We start from the raw sequence: 17,211 nt of genomic DNA on the forward strand, positions 1-17,211 counted from the left end.
TCGTTCGCTCAATGCAGTTCGCATCAGATCGTGCGCGGGGGAGCCGCGCCCGATAATCAAGAAGCACTACACAATAAAAATAATGGGGGAGCCAATGAAAACAACAATAAATCGTCGTCTTGCGGTGTCTTGTTTGTGCCTGGGATTGCCGTTCTCGGCCCAGGCCCTGGAGTTCGCCGGCTATTTGCGCAGCGGCATGGGCAGTTCGGCCAACAGCGGTACGCAAAGCTGTTTCCATTTGCCTGGCGCCGAGTCCAAATATCGCCTGGGCAACGAGTGCGAACAGTACGCGGAGCTGGAGTTGCGCCAGGACTTGCTGACCCTTGATGACGGCTCGGTGTTCAGCGTCGACGGGATGGCCTCGCTCTACAACAAGTACGATCACAATCCCAGTTTCGACGGCGACAACGGCACGGTGCGCATGCCGCAGATGTATGCCCAGTGGTCGAACCTGCCTTCGCTCAATGGCGGTTCGCTGTGGGCCGGGCGCCGCTACTACAAGCGTAACGACATCCATATCTCCGACTTCTACTACTGGAACCAGAGCGGCACCGGTGGCGGTATCGAGGACGTGAAGATCGGCGACTTGAAATACAGCTACGCCTTCTCGCGCAAGGACAACCTGTACCAGAAGGACTATATCAACCGTCACGACGTCAACGTCTCCGGCTTCAAGGTCAATCCCGATGGCGAGCTGGAGTTCGGTGTCAGTTACCTCGATGCCCCGAATCGCCGTGATACCCACCAGGGTTGGGCCGTCACCGCGCAGCATGTGCAGAAGAGTTTCCTCGGCGGCAAGAACAAGTTCGCCCTGCAATACGGCGAAGGGCCGGGTACCGGATTGGGCTACACCGGCGACACCAGCCTGGACACCAGCAACAAGAGCTACCGCGCGGTCGAGTTTTTCGACTGGCAGGTGACACCGCGCTTCGGCGGGCAGATCGAGGCCGTGTACCAGAAGGACATTCGTCCCGACGGTCAGGGCCAGACCTGGATGTCCCTCGGGGTCCGCCCGTCCTATGCGATTACCGAGCAATTCAAGCTGGTGACCGAACTGGGCCACGACCAGATCGAAGCCCCGGGCGGCACCCGCAAGCTCAGCAAATTTACCTTCGCCCCGACCTGGTCGCCCAAGGGCCCGGACTTCTGGGCACGCCCCGAAGTGCGCGTCTACTACACCTATGCCAGTTGGAACGCGGCGGCCCAGCGCGCGGCCAATGAGTTGGACGCCGGTTCGGCATTGTCCGATAGCGGTGCGTTTGGCAGTGCCCTGCATGGCTCCAATTTCGGTGTGCAGGTCGAGTATTGGTGGAAATAAGCCCTATGCTGGCGTGGCCTTCGCCGCGCCAGCGCTTCAAAGAACAATGATAAAGGTGATGTCATGACCGCAACCCCTTCCCTGGAACTGCTCGCGCCCCTGTCCGGGGTGCTGATCGAGCTGGATCAGGTGCCTGATCCGGTGTTCTCCAGTCGCATGATCGGCGACGGCCTGTGCATCGACCCGACGTCCGGGGTGCTCTGTGCACCCTTGGCCGGGGTGGTGAGCAATCTCCAGGCCAGCGGCCATGCCATCAGCATTACCGACGACCAGGGTGTGCAGGTGCTGATGCATATCGGCCTGGATACCGTGCAACTGCAGGGCCAGGGTTTCACGGCCCGGGTCCGCGAGGGCGAGCGGGTGACGGCCGGGCAGACACTGATCGAGTTCGATGTCGACTACATCGCCTTGCACGCCCGTAGCCTGCTGACCCTGGTGCTGGTCGTCAGTGGCGAGACATTCACCCGGCTGGCACCGGCCAGTGGCTTGATTGAAAGCGGCGCGCCGCTGCTGCGTATCGAGCACAACGCCGCAGCGGCGAGCCCGGCGCTGGAAGAGGAAGGCGAGGCGTTGTTCTCAAGTCCGGTGACCTTGCCCAATGCCAATGGCCTGCATGCCCGCCCGGCGGCGGTGCTGGCGCAGGCGGCCAAGGGCTTTGCCGCGAGCATCGTCGTGCATCGCCGCCAGGACAGCGCGAACGCCAAGTCCCTGGTGGCGATCATGGCCTTGCAGACGGTGCGTGGTGACGTGTTGCAGGTCAGTGCGGTGGGCGCCGATGCCCAGGCCGCCATCGAGGCGCTGGCGGCACTGTTGGCCGGCGGCTGCGGCGAAGTGGTCGAGCCGGTGGCCAGGATCGATATTCCTGCGGTGGTCGAAGCGTCTTCACCGACTTTGCTGCGCGGCGTCTGTGCGTCGCCGGGATCGGCGTTCGGTCGGGTCGTGCAGGTGGCCGAACAGCGGCTGGAAGTGGCGGAGTTCGGTGCCGATGAGCCCCATGAGCGCGCATCGCTCGAACGGGCTCTGGAGCAGGCGACCGAGGCCTTGCAGCTGTTGCGGGACAACGCCGAGGGCAGTGCCCAGGCGCAGATTTTTCGCGCACATCAGGAATTGCTGGAAGACCCGAGTCTGCTGGAGCAGGCCCAGGCACTGCTCAGCCAGGGTAAAAGCGCGGCGTTCGCCTGGCGCCAGGTCACCGAGGATACCTGCGCATTGTTCGAACGCCTGGGCAGCAGCTTGCTGGCCGAGCGCGCGCTGGATCTGAAGGACGTCGGCCAGCGGGTCCTGCGGCTGATTCTCGGGGTCCAGGAGCGGGTCAGCGAACTGCCGGACGACGCGATCCTGATTGCCGAGCAACTGACCCCGTCGCAAACGGCCGGACTCGATACGCGCAAGGTCCTCGGCTTCGTCACCGTCGGTGGCGGCGCCACCAGCCATGTGGCGATCCTGGCCCGGGCGTTCGGCTTGCCGGCCCTTTGCGGCTTGCCCGCCGAGGTCCTGAAGGTGCCCGCCGGTACCCAGGTGCTGCTCGATGCCGACCTCGGGCGCCTGCACCTGATGCCGGAAGAGGCTGATGTGCAGCGCCTGCTGGTCAAGCGCCAGCAACAACGCCAGCGTCACCAGCGCGAGACGGAACAGGCGGCCGAGGCGGCGCGCACCCGTGACGGTCATCATTTCGAGGTCACCGCCAACGTCGCCTCGTTGCAAGAGGTGGAGCAGTCGTTGACCCTGGGCGGAGAAGGGGTCGGTTTGCTGCGTTCCGAGTTTCTCTATCTGGAGCGCCAGAGCGCGCCGAGTGTCGAGGAGCAGGCTGCCACGTATTCGGCGATTGCCCGCGCCTTGGGACCGCAGCGCAATCTGGTGGTACGGACCCTCGACGTCGGCGGCGATAAGCCTCTGGCCTACGTGCCGATGGACAGTGAAGCCAACCCTTTTCTCGGCATGCGCGGGATTCGCCTGTGCCTGCAACGCCCGGAACTGCTGCGTCAGCAATTGCGGGGGATTCTCGCCTGTGCCGGGCTGACGCAACTGCACATCATGCTGCCGATGATCACCCAGTTGTCCGAGCTGCGGCAGGCGCGCCAGTTCCTCGAGGATGAGGCCCTGGCCTTGGGCCTCAAGGCGTTGCCGAAACTGGGGATCATGATCGAAGTGCCGGCGGCGGCCTTGATGGCCGACCTGTTCGCTGCCGAGGTGGATTTCTTTTCCATCGGCACCAATGACCTGACCCAATACACCCTGGCCATGGACCGTGATCACCCGCAACTGGCGAGTCAGGCCGACAGCCTGCACCCGGCGGTATTGCGTTTGATCGCCACCACCGTGAAAGCCGCCCATGCCCATGGCAAGCCGGTCAGCGTGTGTGGCGCGCTGGCCTCCGAGGCGCTGGCGGTGCCGGTGTTACTGGGCCTGGGGGTGGATGAACTGTCGGTCAGCGTGCCGCTGATTCCGGCGATCAAGGCGGCGGTCCGCGAGGTCGAGTTGCTCGAGTGCCAGGCCCTGGCGCAACGGATTCTCGGTCTGGAAAATGCCGGGCAGGTGCGTGAAGCCTTGCTCGCTCATCAACACACCACGGCGCTGCAGCCGCGGGTCCTGGAGAACTGAACATGTTCGAGAAATTTCAGCGGGCGTTCTGGAAAGCCCTGACACCGGACCTGGTGGCGGATCAGCCAAGTACGCCGGTTGCCACGGGAGAAGAGGCGTTGCGCCCGGAGATCGTCGCGGCCCTGGGCGGCGAGGGCAATCTCAAGTCCCACCAGCGCGTGGCACTGACACGTATGCGCGTGGCCTTGAATGACAGTGCCCGGGTCGATCAGTCGGCGCTACGGGCGGCGGGTGTCGTCGGAGTGATGATATTGGCCGGTGGCGTGACCCATTTGTTGTTGGGCCTGGACTGATTCTCTTACGGTTTCGCAACTGCGGGTGTATCGTATTCGCCTTTTGCGCGCCCTGGCGCGCGGCTGAATTGGTGAGGTGGTTGCGTTCATGTCCTTTACCCGTCGACAGATACTCGGTGGACTGGCCGGTCTTGCAGTGGTGGGCGTTGGCGCCGGCGGTGCATCGCGTTACTGGTTGGGGAAAATGGCCGACGCTGATGCCGGCCATGACTATGAACTGATCGCCGCGCCCCTGGATGTCGAACTGGTGGCCGGGCATCAAACCCCGGCCTGGGCCTTCGGCCCGTCGGCGCCGGGCACCGAATTGCGAGTGCGCCAGGGTGAGTGGCTACGGGTGCGTTTTATCAACCACCTGCCGGTGGCCACCACCATTCACTGGCACGGTATCCGCTTGCCGCTGGAAATGGACGGCGTGCCCTACGTGTCGCAACTGCCAGTGTTGCCTGGCGAGTATTTCGACTACAAGTTCCGCGTCCCGGACGCCGGCAGCTACTGGTATCACCCCCACGTCAACAGCAGTGAAGAACTGGGGCGCGGCCTGGTCGGTCCGCTGATCGTCGAAGAACGCGAGCCCAGCGGTTTCCAGCACGAACGCACCTTGAGCCTGAAAAGCTGGCGCGTCGATGAAGCGGGGGCCTTCGTGCCTTTCAGCATTCCCCGTGAAGCCGCTCGTGGCGGAACGGCGGGGCGCCTGTCGACCGTCAATGGCGTGCCGCAAGCGGTGGTCGACTTACCGGCCGGGCAGATCACCCGGGTGCGTCTGCTCAACCTCGACAACACCCTGACCTACCGCCTCAATATCCCCGGTGTCGAAGCGCGGATCTATGCGCTGGATGGCAACCCGGTCGAACCGCGGCCGTTGGGCAAGGAGTACTGGCTGGGGCCGGGCATGCGCATCTGCCTGGCGATCAAGGCGCCGCCGGCCGGTGAAGAACTGTCTCTGCGCAACGGCCCGGTGCGTCTGGCGACCTTTCGTTCAGTAGCCGCCAGCGACACACCGGGCGACTGGCCGAAGGCCTTGCCGGCCAATCCGGTGGCGGAGCCGGACCTGGCGAATGCGCAAAAGCTCAACTTCAATTTCGAATGGGTTGGCTCGGTTTCAGTGAACGTCGATAATGGCCGGCCACCGAGTCTCTGGCAGATCAATGGCAAGGCCTGGGACATCACCGACAAGACCTGCGCCGACCGGCCTATCGCCAAGTTGGTGAAGGGCAAGAGCTATATTTTCGAATTGAAGAACATGACCCAGTATCAGCACCCGATCCACTTGCATGGCATGAGCTTCAAGGTCATCGCCTCGAACCGCAAGGCGATCACGCCATACTTCACCGACACCTACCTGCTGGGCAAGAACGAGCGGGCGCGGCTGGCGTTGGTCGCCGATAACCCGGGGGTGTGGATGTTCCATTGCCATGTGATCGACCATATGGAAACCGGCCTGATGGCCGCCATCGAGGTGGCTTGATGCGTCAGATACGGCCGGCGCCGATCATCGACCGCAGTCGCGACCAGGACTTCATGCGTGAAGCCCTGGCGCTGGCCGCCGAGGGCGCGCTGCTGGGCGAGGTGCCAGTGGGTGCGGTGCTGGTGCAGGATGGCGAGATCATTGGGCGCGGCTTCAATTGCCCGATCAGCGGCAGCGATCCGAGTGCCCATGCCGAGATGGTCGCCATCCGTGCCGCCGCCCAGGCGCTCGATAACTACCGGCTGCCGGGCAGTACGCTATACGTGACCCTGGAGCCGTGCAGCATGTGCGCCGGGTTGATCGTGCATTCGCGGATTGCGCGGGTGGTCTATGGCGCGCTGGAACCCAAGGCTGGAATCGTGCAGAGCCAGGGGCAGTTCTTTACCCAGGACTTTCTCAATCACCGGGTGTTGTTCGAAGGCGGCGTGCTGGCCGAGGAGTGCGGGGCCATCCTCAGCGAGTTCTTCAAGGCCCGCAGAAGCAAATCCTGAGTAAGGCTGTTGTGTGTGCCTGTCTTGAGGGCCTCTTCGCGGCGGTGAGGCGTCCCGACAAGTTCTGCTCCCACGAGGTCAGGGCCGTGCGCAAGCTTTGTGTACGACTCAAGACTCAGTGTGGGAGCGGAGCTTGCCCGCGAAGAGGCCAGACCTGACACCGCCTACTTACGAGCGACAATCACCGCCCGCATCGGTGCCGGCAACCCTTCAATAGTCTTGCTGTGATCCTCCGGATCGAGGAAATCGCTCAGCGACTGAAACTTCATCCACTCGGTCCCGCGTTGCTCCTGCACCGTGGTTACGCTCACATCGACGCAGCGCACCTCGCTGAACCCGGCACGCCGCAACCAGCGCTCCAGTGCCGGCACCGACGGCAGGAACCAGACATTGCGCATCTGTGCATAACGGTCCTCGGGCATCAGCACCTGATGCTCGTCACCTTCCACCACCAGGGTCTCCAGCACCAGTTCGCCACCCTTGACCAGGCAGTCCTTGAGCGCGAGCAAATGCTCGATGGGCGAGCGCCGATGGTAGAACACGCCCATGGAAAACACCGTGTCGAAACCTTCCAGCTCGGCCGGCAGGTCTTCGAAAGGAAACGGCAGATGCCAAGCCGACGGCGCTGACAAATAACGCTGTACCGCCTGGAACTGACAGAAGAACAGCCAGTTCGGATCGACGCCGATCACCGTGTCCGCGCCGGCGCCGAGCATGCGCCACATGTAGTAGCCGTTGCCGCAACCGACATCGAGAATGCGCTTGCCCTTGAGGTCCAGGTGCGGGGCGACCCGCGACCATTTCCAGTCCGAGCGCCATTCGGTGTCGACATGCACGCCGAACAGATCGAACGGGCCTTTGCGCCACGGGCACAAGCCCATCAGCGCCGTGCGCATCTGCGCGCGGGTGGCGGCGTCGCAGTCAGTGTCCAGGGTCAGGCCATGCAGCAGGTCGACCTGTGTCGGCTGGATCTTCGGCAGCGCATCGAGCGCACTCTGCCAGCGTTCCAGGTCGCCATGACCTTTTTCCATGCGGGCATCGAGTTGCGCTTGCAGGCCTTGGGCCCATTCGGCCAACGGGGTGCCCGCCAGGCGGCGGGCGAGGGGCGAGAGATCAATCATGGCAGGGCAATCAACGAGGCAAAGTTAAGGCATTGGAACCAGGGCACGACTTTCGAGAAACCCGCCGCCAGCAGGCGTTCGCGGTGTTCTTCGAGGCTGTCGGGTTTCATGACGTTTTCGATGGCGCTACGTTTCTGGGCAATTTCCAGTTCGCTGTAGCCATTGGCGCGCTTGAAGGCGACGTGCAGGTCGGTAAGCAGCGCATGCTCCTCGAGGTCATTGAAGCGCAGTTTTTCCGAGAGGATCAGCGCGCCGCCGGGCAGCAAGGCCTGGCGGATACGCCCGAGCAAGGCCTGGCGCTGTTCGGGGGCGATGAATTGCAGGGTGAAGTTCAGCGCCACCACCGAGGCCGGCTGGAATTCCAGGGCGAGGATATCGCCCTCGATCACTTCCACCGGCAGCAGCTCCTGGAACATCGAGTCCTGGCCATTGAGGTACTGGCGGCAGCGCTCGACCATGGCCGCGGAGTTATCCACCGCGATGACCTTGCAACCGTCGCTGCGCACATGGCGGCGCAGGGCCTGGGTCACCGCGCCGAGGGAACTGCCCAGATCGTAGAGCACGCTGTGCGGCTGGGCGAATTGCGCGGCCAGCACGCCGAGGTTCTCGACGATGGTCGGGTAGCCGGGCACCGAGCGCTTGATCATGTCGGGGAAGACCCGCACCACGTCTTCGTTGAAGGCGAAGTCCGGCACCTGGGCCAGGGGCTGGGCGAAAAGGCGATCGGGTTCTTTGCTCACGGCGGTTCCGGCGGATGCTGAAAAGGCCGGCATTTTAGCCAAGTTGGCGCTGCGATGCGCGCTTTGTCGGATAAAACGCCAAGCCTGCACGCCCCGAAAACTAAAACTGTAGGCGCGAGCTTGCTCGCGATGGACGTCAACGATAACGCGGGGTATCTGGAAGTCAGTGGTGCTCTTGCGTTCATCGCGAGCAAGCTCGCTCCTACAGAAGAGCGGAAGAGCGGAAGAGCGGAAGAGCGGAAGAGCGGAAGAGCAGGCGGCGTTCAGCGCGGCTTCTGGCTGAAGGCCGAGGCCGCAATGCCCCATTGCCCCAGCCAGTAGGCAATGATGATCAGGTAGGGCGCGGCGGCGAACTTGACCACGAAGCGATCAATGCCGATCAGGCTGTCGGAGAAGGCGAAGGTCAGCGCGCCAGCGGCCGCCAACAACGCGGAGCGCTTGGGCACATTGGTGCCCAGGCGAGCCAGGGCGCGCCAGAGCATGGCGCTGATGGCCAGTGCGTAAACCGTGACCGGGATCAGCAGGTCGCCCAGGCCCTTGGACATCAGGATGCCGAGCAACCCGGCGCCGATCAGCAGGGCCAGCAACAAGGGCAGCGGCGCGAGCCGACGGCAGTCGCCCAGGTAAGCCTTGAGGTAAGCCAGGTGCGCGACGAGGAACGCGCCCAGGCCGAACACGAACAGGTCGCCCGGCCAGGCCAGCAGCACATCGCCGAGCAGGGAAAAGATCAGGCCCAGGCCGATCCAGCGGCGATACTCGGTCACCGGGGCATCGTGCAACCAGCCGAGCAGGACCAGCACCGGCACCGGTTTGGTCAGCAGGCACAGCATCGGCAGCTCGATGCTCACGCCGTAGAGGAACGCGGCAGCGCCCATCAGCGCGAGGATCAGCCAAGGCATGTCAGTTCACCGTGATCGGGCAGTCGAAACTTTGTGCCGGCGTGGCTTCCGGTTCCCAGGGTTGCTGGTAGGTCAGGCGCAAGCGCCCGGTGCCGACGGCGAAGGCCTGGAAGCGCCAGGTCGATTGCCCGCCGCTGCCCACCAGGCCGTTGTCATCCGGATTGTGATAGACCTCCGGGCCGAGGCTTTTCAGCACGCCGCCGGCCGAATCCTGGATGGCCCAGCGATAGCCGGTGGTGGGGTTGCTGGGCAGGCTGAGGATCATGTTCTGCCCGGTCTTGAGTTGCATCGGGCAGTCACTTTGTTTTTCCAGCGTCAGGTTCTGCCGCGGTTGCTGGGCACAGGCGGCGAGCAAGGCGAGGCTTAACGGCAGCAGCAGGCGAGTCGAGGTCATAGTGTCTCCAGTTATTACAGCGATGACCGAGCATAACCTGTGACGCTGGCGTTGCACTAATGCCTGTGAATCAAGACTGAATACTGTCCTGTTGGGGAGGTGCTTGCCGCCAAAAGCTTCGCGGGCAAGCACCGCTCCCACAATCTTTCGTCGAACACAAATCTTGCGTATGACGCGATCCTGTGGGAGCGGAGCTTGCCCGCGAAGGGGATCTCCAGGTCACCAAAAGCTTCGCGGGCAAGCACCGCTCCCACAATCTTTCGTCGAACACAAATCTTGCGTATGACGCGATCCCGTGGGAGCGGAGCTTGCCCGCGAAGGGGATCTCCAGGTCACCAAAAGCTTCGCGGGAAATCCCCGCTCCGATTGTTTAGAACAAAATCTTCGCCGCATCCGAGAAACGCTTGGCGAAGTGCACCGTGATGCCGTCCTTCAGGTAATCCGGCAACTCCTCGAAATGGCCACGGTTGGCTTCCGGCAGGATCAGCTCGAACAGTTTCTGCCGCCGCGCCGCAATCACCTTTTCCCGCACCCCGCCAATCGGCAGCACATGCCCGGTCAGGGTCAGCTCGCCGGTCATGGCCACGCCCTTTTTCGGCGGCTGGTTGCGCGCCAGGGACAGCAGCGCGCTGGCCATGGTCACCCCGGCGCTGGGGCCGTCTTTCGGCGTCGCGCCTTCTGGCACATGCAGATGCACAAAGGCCTTGTCGAAAAACTCCGGATCGCCACCGAACTGCTTGAGGTGCGAGCTGACGTAGCTATAAGCGATCTCGGCCGATTCCTTCATCACTTCACCCAACTGCCCGGTGAGTTTGAAACCACGGTTGAGCGTATGGATGCGGGTCGCCTCAATCGGCAAGGTGGCGCCGCCCATGCTGGTCCAGGCCAGGCCAGTAATTACCCCCACTCCGGAGAGCACCTGCTCATTACGGAATACCGGCATGCCCAGCGAGGCTTCGAGATCCTTGTTGCCGATCTTGATCGCCGTGTCCGGCGCGTCCAGCAACTTGACCACGGCCTTGCGCACCAGTTTGCCCAACTGCTTCTCCAACTGACGGACCCCGGCTTCCCGGGCGTAACCGTCGATTACCGCGCGCAAGGCACCGTCGCTGATACTCAGGCGGTTTTTATTGACGCCGGCCTTTTCCAACTGCTTGGGCCACAGGTGGCGCTTGGCGATGGCGATTTTTTCCTCGGTGATATAGCCCGACAGGCGAATCACTTCCATCCGGTCCAGCAATGGACCGGGGATCGAGTCCAGGGTGTTGGCGGTGCAGATGAACAGCACCTTCGACAGGTCCAGGCGCAGGTCCAGGTAGTGGTCGAGGAAATCCACGTTCTGTTCCGGGTCGAGGGTTTCCAGCAGCGCCGACGCCGGGTCGCCCTGGAAGCTCTGGCCCATCTTGTCGATTTCGTCGAGCATGATCACCGGGTTCATCACCTCGACCTCTTTCAAGGCCTGCACCAGCTTGCCCGGCTGGGCACCGATATAGGTGCGCCGATGACCCTTGATCTCCGCTTCGTCGCGCATACCGCCGACGCTGAAGCGATAGAACGGCCGCCCGAGGGATTCAGCGATGGATTTGCCAACGCTGGTCTTGCCCACCCCCGGCGGGCCCACCAGCAGGACGATGGAACCGCTGATCTCGCCTTTATAGGCACCGACCGCGAGGAATTCGAGGATCCGCGCCTTGATGTCATCCAGGCCGGCGTGGTGCTGGTCGAGCACCTTGCGCGCATGCTTGAGGTCGAGCTTGTCTTCGCCATACACGCCCCAGGGCAGGGCGGTGGCCCATTCCAGGTAATTGCGGGTGACGGCGTATTCCGGCGAGCCGGTCTCGAGGATCGACAGCTTGCTCATTTCTTCGGTCATGCGCTTTTGCGCCTGGGCCGGCAGGACTTTGCCCTGCAAGCGCTGTTCGAACTGTTCGATATCGGCGCTGCGGTCATCCTTGGTCAGCCCCAGCTCCTGCTGGATGACCTTGAGCTGCTCCTTGAGGAAGAACTCGCGCTGGTGCTCGCCGATCTTGCGGTTCACCTCGGCGGAGATTTCTTTTTGCAGCCGCGCGACTTCGACCTCCTTGCGCAGCATCGGCAGGACTTTTTCCATGCGCTTGAGCATCGGCACGCAGTCGAGCACTTCCTGCAACTCGTTACCGGTGGCGGAAGTGAGGGCGGCGGCGAAGTCGGTCAGCGGCGACGGGTCGTTGGGGCTGAAGCGGTTGAGATAATTCTTCAGTTCTTCGCTGTACAGCGGATTGAGCGGCAACAGCTCCTTGATCGCATTGATCAGCGCCATGCCGTAGGCCTTGACCTCGTCGGTCGGCTCGCTTGGCTGGTGCGGGTACTCGACTTCCACCAGGTACGGCGGGCGGTGGTGCTTGAGCCAGGTGCGGATGCGCACCCGGGTCAGGCCCTGGGCGACAAACTGCAACTTGCCGCCTTCGCGACTGGCATGGTGGACCTTCACCAGGGTGCCGTACTCGGGCAGGGCCTTGGTGTCGAAATGGCGGGTGTCTTCGCTGGGTGTGTCCATGAAGAACAGCGCCAGGGAGTGGTGATCGGACTTGCTCACCAGTTCCAGAGTCTCGGCCCAGGGTTCTTCATTGACGATCACCGGCAGCACCTGGGCCGGGAAAAACGGGCGGTTATGGATCGGGATGATATAGACCTTGTCCGGCAGGTTCTGCCCGGGCAGTGCCAGGCCGGTGCCGGCGGCACTCGTGGCGTGGGCGTCGTCAAGGGTGTGTTCGGTGTCGGCCTCTAGGGTCGGATGTTCAGGGAATTCCTGCTGCTCGCTCATGGGGCACCTGCACAATGGTATATGCCAGTTAGATGGGGCGAGCCGCCGGTGGTTTCAATGGTCGAGGGGTATAGCTTTGCGAAAGTCGGCCGACAGTTGATCGATGAGCGTTGTATCGAAACAGCTTTTATGTAGAGGTTTTTCCGGCCTGGCGGCCATTCGTCGGTTTTACCTGGATAGTGGCTAATGGCCCATTTGCCACGTGATCTTCTGTGCAACGCCCGCTACTCTGCACTTGCGCAATGCTTTCATGCCAAGCTAGGCCCTCCCGTTCACGAACCTATGAGTAGTTTCCGCATGGCTCGCCCAACCTCGCTGATCGGATTATTTCTGTTTGTTACGAGCCTGTTGTCGAGCAGCCTGAGCGCCGCCGCCGGTTTCCAGGTCGAGATGCTTGACCAGGGCGGCAAGCCCTTGCCAAACGCGGTCGTGACCTTGCAAGGCGACTCGGCGCCGCCGGTCTACAGCCTCAAGGCCGATATGGATCAGCGCAACAAGGAGTTCGACCCCCACGTGCTGGCGGTGCATACCGGCACCCGGATCAAGTTCCCCAACAGCGACAATATTCGCCATCAGGTCTATTCCTTCTCGGCGCCCAAGCGCTTTGAGCTGCGCCTTTACGAAGGCACACCGTCGGATCCGGTGCTGTTCGACAAGCCGGGTATCGTGGTGCTGGGTTGCAACATCCATGACTGGATGCTTGGCTATGTCTATGTCACCGACGATCCCTGGTTCGCGGTCAGTGACGAAAAGGGCCTGATCCGCTTCGACAAACTGCCTGCCGGCCGCTACCACGTGACACTCTGGCATCCCCAGGTGGCCGATAGGCTGCCGCAGCCGGGGGGCGAAATTAATGTGTCCGCCACGGGCCTGAAGCAACGTTTCAGTCTGTCGATTCAACCCCTGTCGCCGGACGAACCCACGGCGCCCGCTGCGAGTGCTTTCGGCGATGCCTTCAATAAAGCTGTCAGTGAAACTGCGAAGTAGCTTTCAGGCGCAGGTCGCCTGCGTCCTGATCCTGCTGTTGCTGGTGGTGATCGGCGCGCTGTATTTCAGCGTCAAGGCGGCCACCAACAGCGCGATCCGCAGCCAGGCCAGTGAGCAATTGCAGCTCGGTACCCGGGTCTTCGAGCGTTTGCTGGATGTCCAGGGCCGGCGCCTGAGCGATGGCGTGCAACTGCTGGCGGCGGATTTCGGCTTTCGCGATGCGGTGGCCAGCGGCGATTCGGCGACCATCCGTTCGGTGCTGGTCAACCACGGCAAGCGGATCAACGCCAATGACATGATCCTGTTGAGCATGGACGGCAAAGTCCTGGCCAGCACCTTGGCCGATGTGCCCGACGGTTCGCAGTTTCGCTACGACCAGGCCCTGCGTGAGGCCCGGCGACTCAAGCAGTCGAACCTGATCGTGCCGTTGCAGGGCAAGCCGCACCTGCTGGTGGAAGCGCCGGTGCTGGCGCCCTTGCCGATTGCCCGGGTGGTGATGGGCTTTTCCATGGACACGGCGTTTGCCCGCGAGCTGCGTTCGTTGAGCAACCTGGAAGTGTCGTTTCTGACCGTGGACAGGCAGCAGCCCGGGCAACTGGTGAGCACCCAGCCGCCGGCCATGGCGCAAAGCATTGAGCAACTGATGCTCGCCAACGCCAGCAAACACCTACCGGAACTGACGGAATACAAGCGGCACAGCTTCCTCAGCAAGACGCTGATGCTGGCCAGCGGTGCCGACGAAAATGACAACCAGGTCATCGCGTTGTTGCAAAGCCCGCTGGATGCGGCGATGCAGGCGTTCGCGCCGCTCGACCAGAATATCCTGTTTATCGCTCTGATCGCGCTGTTGGCGTCCCTGGCCGGTGCCTTGTTGCTGGCGCGCAGTGTGTCGCAGCCGGTGCGGGCGCTGGCCCAGGCGGCGGAGCGTATCGGCCAGGGCGATTACCAGACACCGGTGCCGCTCAAGCGTAGCGACGAACTGGGGCTGCTGGCCACGGCCTTCAATTCCATGCAAAGCGGCATCGCCGAGCGCGAGCAGCAGCTGGCGCACAATGCCTTGCACGATGGGCTCACCGGCCTGCCCAACCGGGCGCTGGCCATGGAGCGCCTGGGCAGTGCGATCAGCGCCGGGCGTCCGGTGGCCCTGGTGTACCTGGAGATCGACAACCTGCGGGCGATCAACGAAGCCGGTGGGCCCGACGCGGTGGACCTGGTATTGCAGCAGGTTGGCCAGCGGCTGCTGAGGGCCCTGCGTGCCGGCGATACCGTGGCACACCTGATCGCCGGCGAGTTCCTGCTGTTGCTGCAGAATGCCGCCAGCGACGGTGCGGTCGCCACTGCGGATAATCTCCAGCAACTGTTGCTAAAGCCCCTGCGGATCGCCGGGCATGACGTGGTCCTGGATTGCCGGATAGGGGTTGCCGCCTTTCCGGGCGATGGCCTGGCGGCCGAGGAGTTGCTCAGTCGCGCCGCCATCGCCATGAAAGACGCCGGACAGATCCCGGGACACATCCAGATTTACCAGCAGGGGCGCGACCTGGCGCACCGTCGCCAAGTCATGCTGATTCGTGACCTGCGCCATGCCGCGGCCAACGGCGAGTTGCTGCTGCATTACCAGCCCAAGCTGGATATCCGCGAGGGTCGTGTGCGTCAGGCCGAAGCCCTGCTGCGCTGGCAGCATCCGCAATTCGGCATGGTCTCACCGGCAGAGTTTATCGTCCTGGCTGAACGTACCGGCAGCATCCAGATCCTGACCCACTGGGTGATCGAGGAGGGCGTGCGGCAGTTGTCGGAGTGGAACCAGCGTGGCCTGCACCTGCAACTGTCGTTGAATATTTCGGCAGAGGACCTGCTCGGCCCCGACCTGACCGACCGGGTCTCGGCGTTGCTCAAGCAGTACCGGCTGCCGGCCGAGCAATTGATTTTCGAGATCACCGAAAGCGCGGTGATGCGCGAGCCCGAGCAGGCCTTGAAGGTTCTGCACCGGCTGCGCGAGTGTGGCATCAGCCTGTCGGTGGATGACTTCGGTACCGGTTACTCGTCGCTGGCGCACCTCAAGCGTCTGCCGGTGCAGGAGCTGAAGATCGACCAATCTTTCGTCCGCGACCTGGATGAAACCAGTGAGGACGCGGTGATCGTCCGCTCGACCATCGAAATGAGCCACAACCTGGGGCTGAAGGTGGTCGCCGAGGGCGTTGAATATGCACACAGTCTGCGTTTGCTGGAGCGCTGGCACTGCGACACCGCCCAGGGTTACCTGATCAGCCGTCCGTTGACCGCGGCGGCGTTCGAGGCCTGGGTTGCCTTACCTTTGGGCTCCCCGTCCGTTATGGTTCGTTGACTGCCATGAAGCGGTTACCTGTTTTGCTCTGTGGCTTGGTCTGCCTGGGGGGGCAACCGGTCCTGGCCGACAACGGCCGTTTGATCGCCACGGGCGGGGCCAGCAGCCTCGAAGGCCCGGCGGGCGGCGGTATCACGCCCTGGGCGGTGTTGACCGGCTACGGTGAACAGAACGAGTGGAGTGCCACCGCGTTCGCGACCACGGTCAATGTCCCGGATTATCGGCTTGATGTGGCCGGGGTTGCGGCGTCCTACGACAACCGCGTGGAAGTGTCCTTTGCCCGCCAGCGTCTCGAGCTGGGTTCGCTGGTCAGCAAGCTGAGCCTGCCGGAGGATCATCTGGGCCAGGACATCCTCGGCTTGAAGGTGCGCTTGTTCGGTGATCTGATTTACGACCCGTTGCCCCAGGTGTCCCTGGGGCTGGAATACAAGCATCAAACCAACTTCGATATTCCCCAACGGGTGGGTGCCAAGCGCGACCAGGACGTTGAGGGCTACCTGAGCGCCAGCCGCCTGTTCATGGGCGCGGCGTTCGGCTACAACCTGCTGGTCAACGGCGGCGTGCGCTACAGCCGGGCCAACGAACTGGGGCTGATGGGTTTCGGCGGTGATCGTCGTGATACTCGCAGCGTGCTCAAGGAAGGCTCGGTGGCGGTGTTGTTCAACCCGCGTTGGGCCCTGGGCGTGGAATATCGGCAGAAACCGGACAATCTGTCGTTTTCCGCTGAGAGCGATTGGGTTGACCTGTTTGTCGGCTACTTTCCTAACAAACATGTGTCCTTTGTACTGGCTTACGCTCGGCTTGGAGAAATCGCGACCCTGGATAACCAGAACGGCAGCTATCTGTCCGTGCAGGGGAGTTTCTGATGGGGGCTCTGAAACTGCTGGTGGTCGTCCTCCTGCTGGTCGGTTGTGCCCAGCAGCCGCCCAAGGATGACCGCCTTTATCGCGACCTGGGCGAGCGGGTGGGGATTACCCGGATTGTCGAAGGCATGCTGCTGAACATTGCCCGGGATCCGCGGATCGTCGAGCGTTTTCGCAAGATCGATATCCAGCGCTTGCGGGACAAGTTGGTCGAGCAGTTCTGCGTGCAGGCGGGTGGGCCCTGTGTGTACAGCGGCGATAGCATGGCCGAGAGCCACAAAGGCAAGAACATCAGCCGCAGCGATTTCAATGCGCTGGTGGAAGACCTGATCGCGGCGATGGATGCCCAGGGTATTCCGGTGCCGGTGCAGAATCGGCTGATTGCGCGGTTGGCGCTGCTGCGGGGTGAGGTTATTCAGCATTAGGCTGAATCGCGGCGGTTTGGTGTTGCCCCTGGGGCGCTTGAGTATTTTCATAACGGCTACTGGCCTCTTCGCGGGCAAGCACCGCTCCCACATTAAGTTTTGTGTTGTGCACAATATCTAGGCTCGACTCAAAATTAGGTTTTGTGTTGTGCACAATATCTAGGCTCGACTCAAAATTAGGTTTTGTGTTGTGCACAACATCTAGGCTCGACTCAAAATTAGGTTTTGTGTCGTGCACAACATCTAGGCTCGACTCAAAATTAGATTTTGTGTCATGCACAACATCTAGGCTCGACTCAAAATTAGGTTTTGTGTTGTGCACAATATCTAGGCTCGACTCAAAATTAGGTTTTGTGTCATGCACAACATCTAGGCTCGACTCAAAATTAGATTTTGTGTCGTGCACAACATCTAGGCTCGACTCAAAATTAGGTTTTGTGTCGTGCACAACATCTAGGCTCGACTCAAAA

Annotated in this window: 15 protein-coding genes; 9 read left to right on the plus strand and 6 right to left on the minus strand. The window is 62.4% G+C overall.

Annotated features, from left to right (window positions below; genetic code table 11):
- The first annotated feature begins 94 nt into the window (after positions 1-94).
- The 5 genes from AC07T0_RS08615 to tadA all read left to right on the plus strand — a co-directional run bounded on the left by AC07T0_RS08615 (position 95) and on the right by tadA (position 6,168).
- On the plus strand, positions 95-1,318 hold the full coding sequence (locus tag AC07T0_RS08615) for a maltoporin (protein ID WP_495000751.1): 1,224 nt from the start codon (positions 95-97) through the stop codon (positions 1,316-1,318).
- 63 nt (positions 1,319-1,381) lie between these two features.
- Positions 1,382-3,919 carry a phosphoenolpyruvate--protein phosphotransferase gene (gene ptsP, locus AC07T0_RS08620; protein ID WP_495000752.1) on the plus strand — a complete coding sequence of 846 codons (2,538 nt, stop codon included), beginning with the start codon at positions 1,382-1,384 and terminating at the stop codon, positions 3,917-3,919.
- Between the two features lie 2 nt (positions 3,920-3,921).
- The gene (locus tag AC07T0_RS08625; protein ID WP_495000753.1) at positions 3,922-4,212 is read left to right on the plus strand and encodes a PTS sugar transporter subunit IIB; all 291 of its coding nucleotides are present in this window, start codon (positions 3,922-3,924) and stop codon (positions 4,210-4,212) included.
- 88 nt (positions 4,213-4,300) lie between these two features.
- On the plus strand, positions 4,301-5,677 hold the full coding sequence (locus tag AC07T0_RS08630; RefSeq protein WP_495000754.1) for a multicopper oxidase family protein: 1,377 nt from the start codon (positions 4,301-4,303) through the stop codon (positions 5,675-5,677).
- Positions 5,677-6,168 carry a tRNA adenosine(34) deaminase TadA gene (tadA, locus tag AC07T0_RS08635; RefSeq protein WP_495000755.1) on the plus strand — a complete coding sequence of 164 codons (492 nt, stop codon included), beginning with the start codon at positions 5,677-5,679 and terminating at the stop codon, positions 6,166-6,168. Before AC07T0_RS08630 ends, tadA begins: the two co-directional genes overlap by 1 nt.
- Positions 6,169-6,332: 164 nt before the next feature.
- Here tadA and cmoB read toward each other — a convergent pair whose 3' ends face one another.
- The 5 genes from cmoB to lon form a co-directional block, all read right to left on the minus strand.
- The gene (cmoB, locus tag AC07T0_RS08640; protein WP_495000756.1) at positions 6,333-7,289 is read right to left on the minus strand and encodes a tRNA 5-methoxyuridine(34)/uridine 5-oxyacetic acid(34) synthase CmoB; all 957 of its coding nucleotides are present in this window, start codon (positions 7,287-7,289) and stop codon (positions 6,333-6,335) included.
- Positions 7,286-8,062: a carboxy-S-adenosyl-L-methionine synthase CmoA gene (gene cmoA / locus AC07T0_RS08645; protein WP_495000757.1), complete on the minus strand. Its 777-nt coding sequence runs from the start codon at positions 8,060-8,062 to the stop codon at positions 7,286-7,288. The genes cmoB and cmoA overlap by 4 nt, the downstream gene beginning before the upstream one ends.
- 230 nt (positions 8,063-8,292) lie before the next feature.
- Complete coding sequence (locus AC07T0_RS08650; RefSeq protein WP_495000758.1) at positions 8,293-8,928, minus strand: lysoplasmalogenase; 636 nt, start codon at positions 8,926-8,928, stop codon at positions 8,293-8,295.
- 1 nt (position 8,929) lies between these two features.
- Positions 8,930-9,322 carry a protease inhibitor I42 family protein gene (locus tag AC07T0_RS08655; RefSeq protein WP_495000759.1) on the minus strand — a complete coding sequence of 131 codons (393 nt, stop codon included), beginning with the start codon at positions 9,320-9,322 and terminating at the stop codon, positions 8,930-8,932.
- Between the two features lie 370 nt (positions 9,323-9,692).
- The gene (lon, locus tag AC07T0_RS08660) at positions 9,693-12,125 is read right to left on the minus strand and encodes an endopeptidase La (protein WP_495000760.1); all 2,433 of its coding nucleotides are present in this window, start codon (positions 12,123-12,125) and stop codon (positions 9,693-9,695) included.
- Between the two features lie 297 nt (positions 12,126-12,422).
- Between lon and AC07T0_RS08665 the strand changes: the two genes are divergently transcribed.
- From AC07T0_RS08665 to AC07T0_RS08680, 4 genes are read left to right on the plus strand one after another with little or no spacing between them, the layout of a single operon-like run.
- The gene (locus AC07T0_RS08665; protein ID WP_495000761.1) at positions 12,423-13,112 is read left to right on the plus strand and encodes a methylamine utilization protein; all 690 of its coding nucleotides are present in this window, start codon (positions 12,423-12,425) and stop codon (positions 13,110-13,112) included.
- The gene (locus tag AC07T0_RS08670; RefSeq protein WP_495000762.1) at positions 13,096-15,453 is read left to right on the plus strand and encodes a putative bifunctional diguanylate cyclase/phosphodiesterase; all 2,358 of its coding nucleotides are present in this window, start codon (positions 13,096-13,098) and stop codon (positions 15,451-15,453) included. Before AC07T0_RS08665 ends, AC07T0_RS08670 begins: the two co-directional genes overlap by 17 nt.
- 5 nt (positions 15,454-15,458) lie before the next feature.
- Positions 15,459-16,319 carry a DUF3034 family protein gene (locus AC07T0_RS08675; RefSeq protein WP_495000763.1) on the plus strand — a complete coding sequence of 287 codons (861 nt, stop codon included), beginning with the start codon at positions 15,459-15,461 and terminating at the stop codon, positions 16,317-16,319.
- A complete protein-coding gene (locus AC07T0_RS08680; RefSeq protein ID WP_495000764.1) occupies positions 16,319-16,741 on the plus strand; it encodes a group I truncated hemoglobin in 423 nt (140 codons plus the stop codon). Before AC07T0_RS08675 ends, AC07T0_RS08680 begins: the two co-directional genes overlap by 1 nt.
- Here the strand turns inward: AC07T0_RS08680 and AC07T0_RS08685 are convergent.
- The coding region (locus AC07T0_RS08685) for a hypothetical protein (protein ID WP_495000765.1) at positions 16,728-17,211 on the minus strand (484 nt) is incomplete at its 5' end. The genes AC07T0_RS08680 and AC07T0_RS08685 overlap by 14 nt on opposite strands.

Source organism: Pseudomonas sp. GW821-FHT04D07 (assembly GCF_059420225.1).

Excerpts from the sequence above, each read along its gene's own strand:
- AC07T0_RS08625 (WP_495000753.1), top strand. The coding sequence starts at position 3,922 with ATGTTCGAGAAATTTCAGCGGGCGTTCTGGAAAGCCCTGACACCGGAC.
- AC07T0_RS08675 (WP_495000763.1), top strand. The coding sequence starts at position 15,459 with ATGAAGCGGTTACCTGTTTTGCTCTGTGGCTTGGTCTGCCTGGGGGGG.
- cmoB (WP_495000756.1), bottom strand. The coding sequence starts at position 7,289 with ATGATTGATCTCTCGCCCCTCGCCCGCCGCCTGGCGGGCACCCCGTTG.
- ptsP (WP_495000752.1), top strand. The coding sequence starts at position 1,382 with ATGACCGCAACCCCTTCCCTGGAACTGCTCGCGCCCCTGTCCGGGGTG.
- tadA (WP_495000755.1), top strand. The coding sequence starts at position 5,677 with ATGCGTCAGATACGGCCGGCGCCGATCATCGACCGCAGTCGCGACCAG.
- AC07T0_RS08650 (WP_495000758.1), bottom strand. The coding sequence starts at position 8,928 with ATGCCTTGGCTGATCCTCGCGCTGATGGGCGCTGCCGCGTTCCTCTAC.
- cmoA (WP_495000757.1), bottom strand. The coding sequence starts at position 8,062 with ATGCCGGCCTTTTCAGCATCCGCCGGAACCGCCGTGAGCAAAGAACCC.
- AC07T0_RS08680 (WP_495000764.1), top strand. The coding sequence starts at position 16,319 with ATGGGGGCTCTGAAACTGCTGGTGGTCGTCCTCCTGCTGGTCGGTTGT.
- AC07T0_RS08665 (WP_495000761.1), top strand. The coding sequence starts at position 12,423 with ATGGCTCGCCCAACCTCGCTGATCGGATTATTTCTGTTTGTTACGAGC.
- AC07T0_RS08630 (WP_495000754.1), top strand. The coding sequence starts at position 4,301 with ATGTCCTTTACCCGTCGACAGATACTCGGTGGACTGGCCGGTCTTGCA.
- AC07T0_RS08655 (WP_495000759.1), bottom strand. The coding sequence starts at position 9,322 with ATGACCTCGACTCGCCTGCTGCTGCCGTTAAGCCTCGCCTTGCTCGCC.
- lon (WP_495000760.1), bottom strand. The coding sequence starts at position 12,125 with ATGAGCGAGCAGCAGGAATTCCCTGAACATCCGACCCTAGAGGCCGAC.
- AC07T0_RS08615 (WP_495000751.1), top strand. The coding sequence starts at position 95 with ATGAAAACAACAATAAATCGTCGTCTTGCGGTGTCTTGTTTGTGCCTG.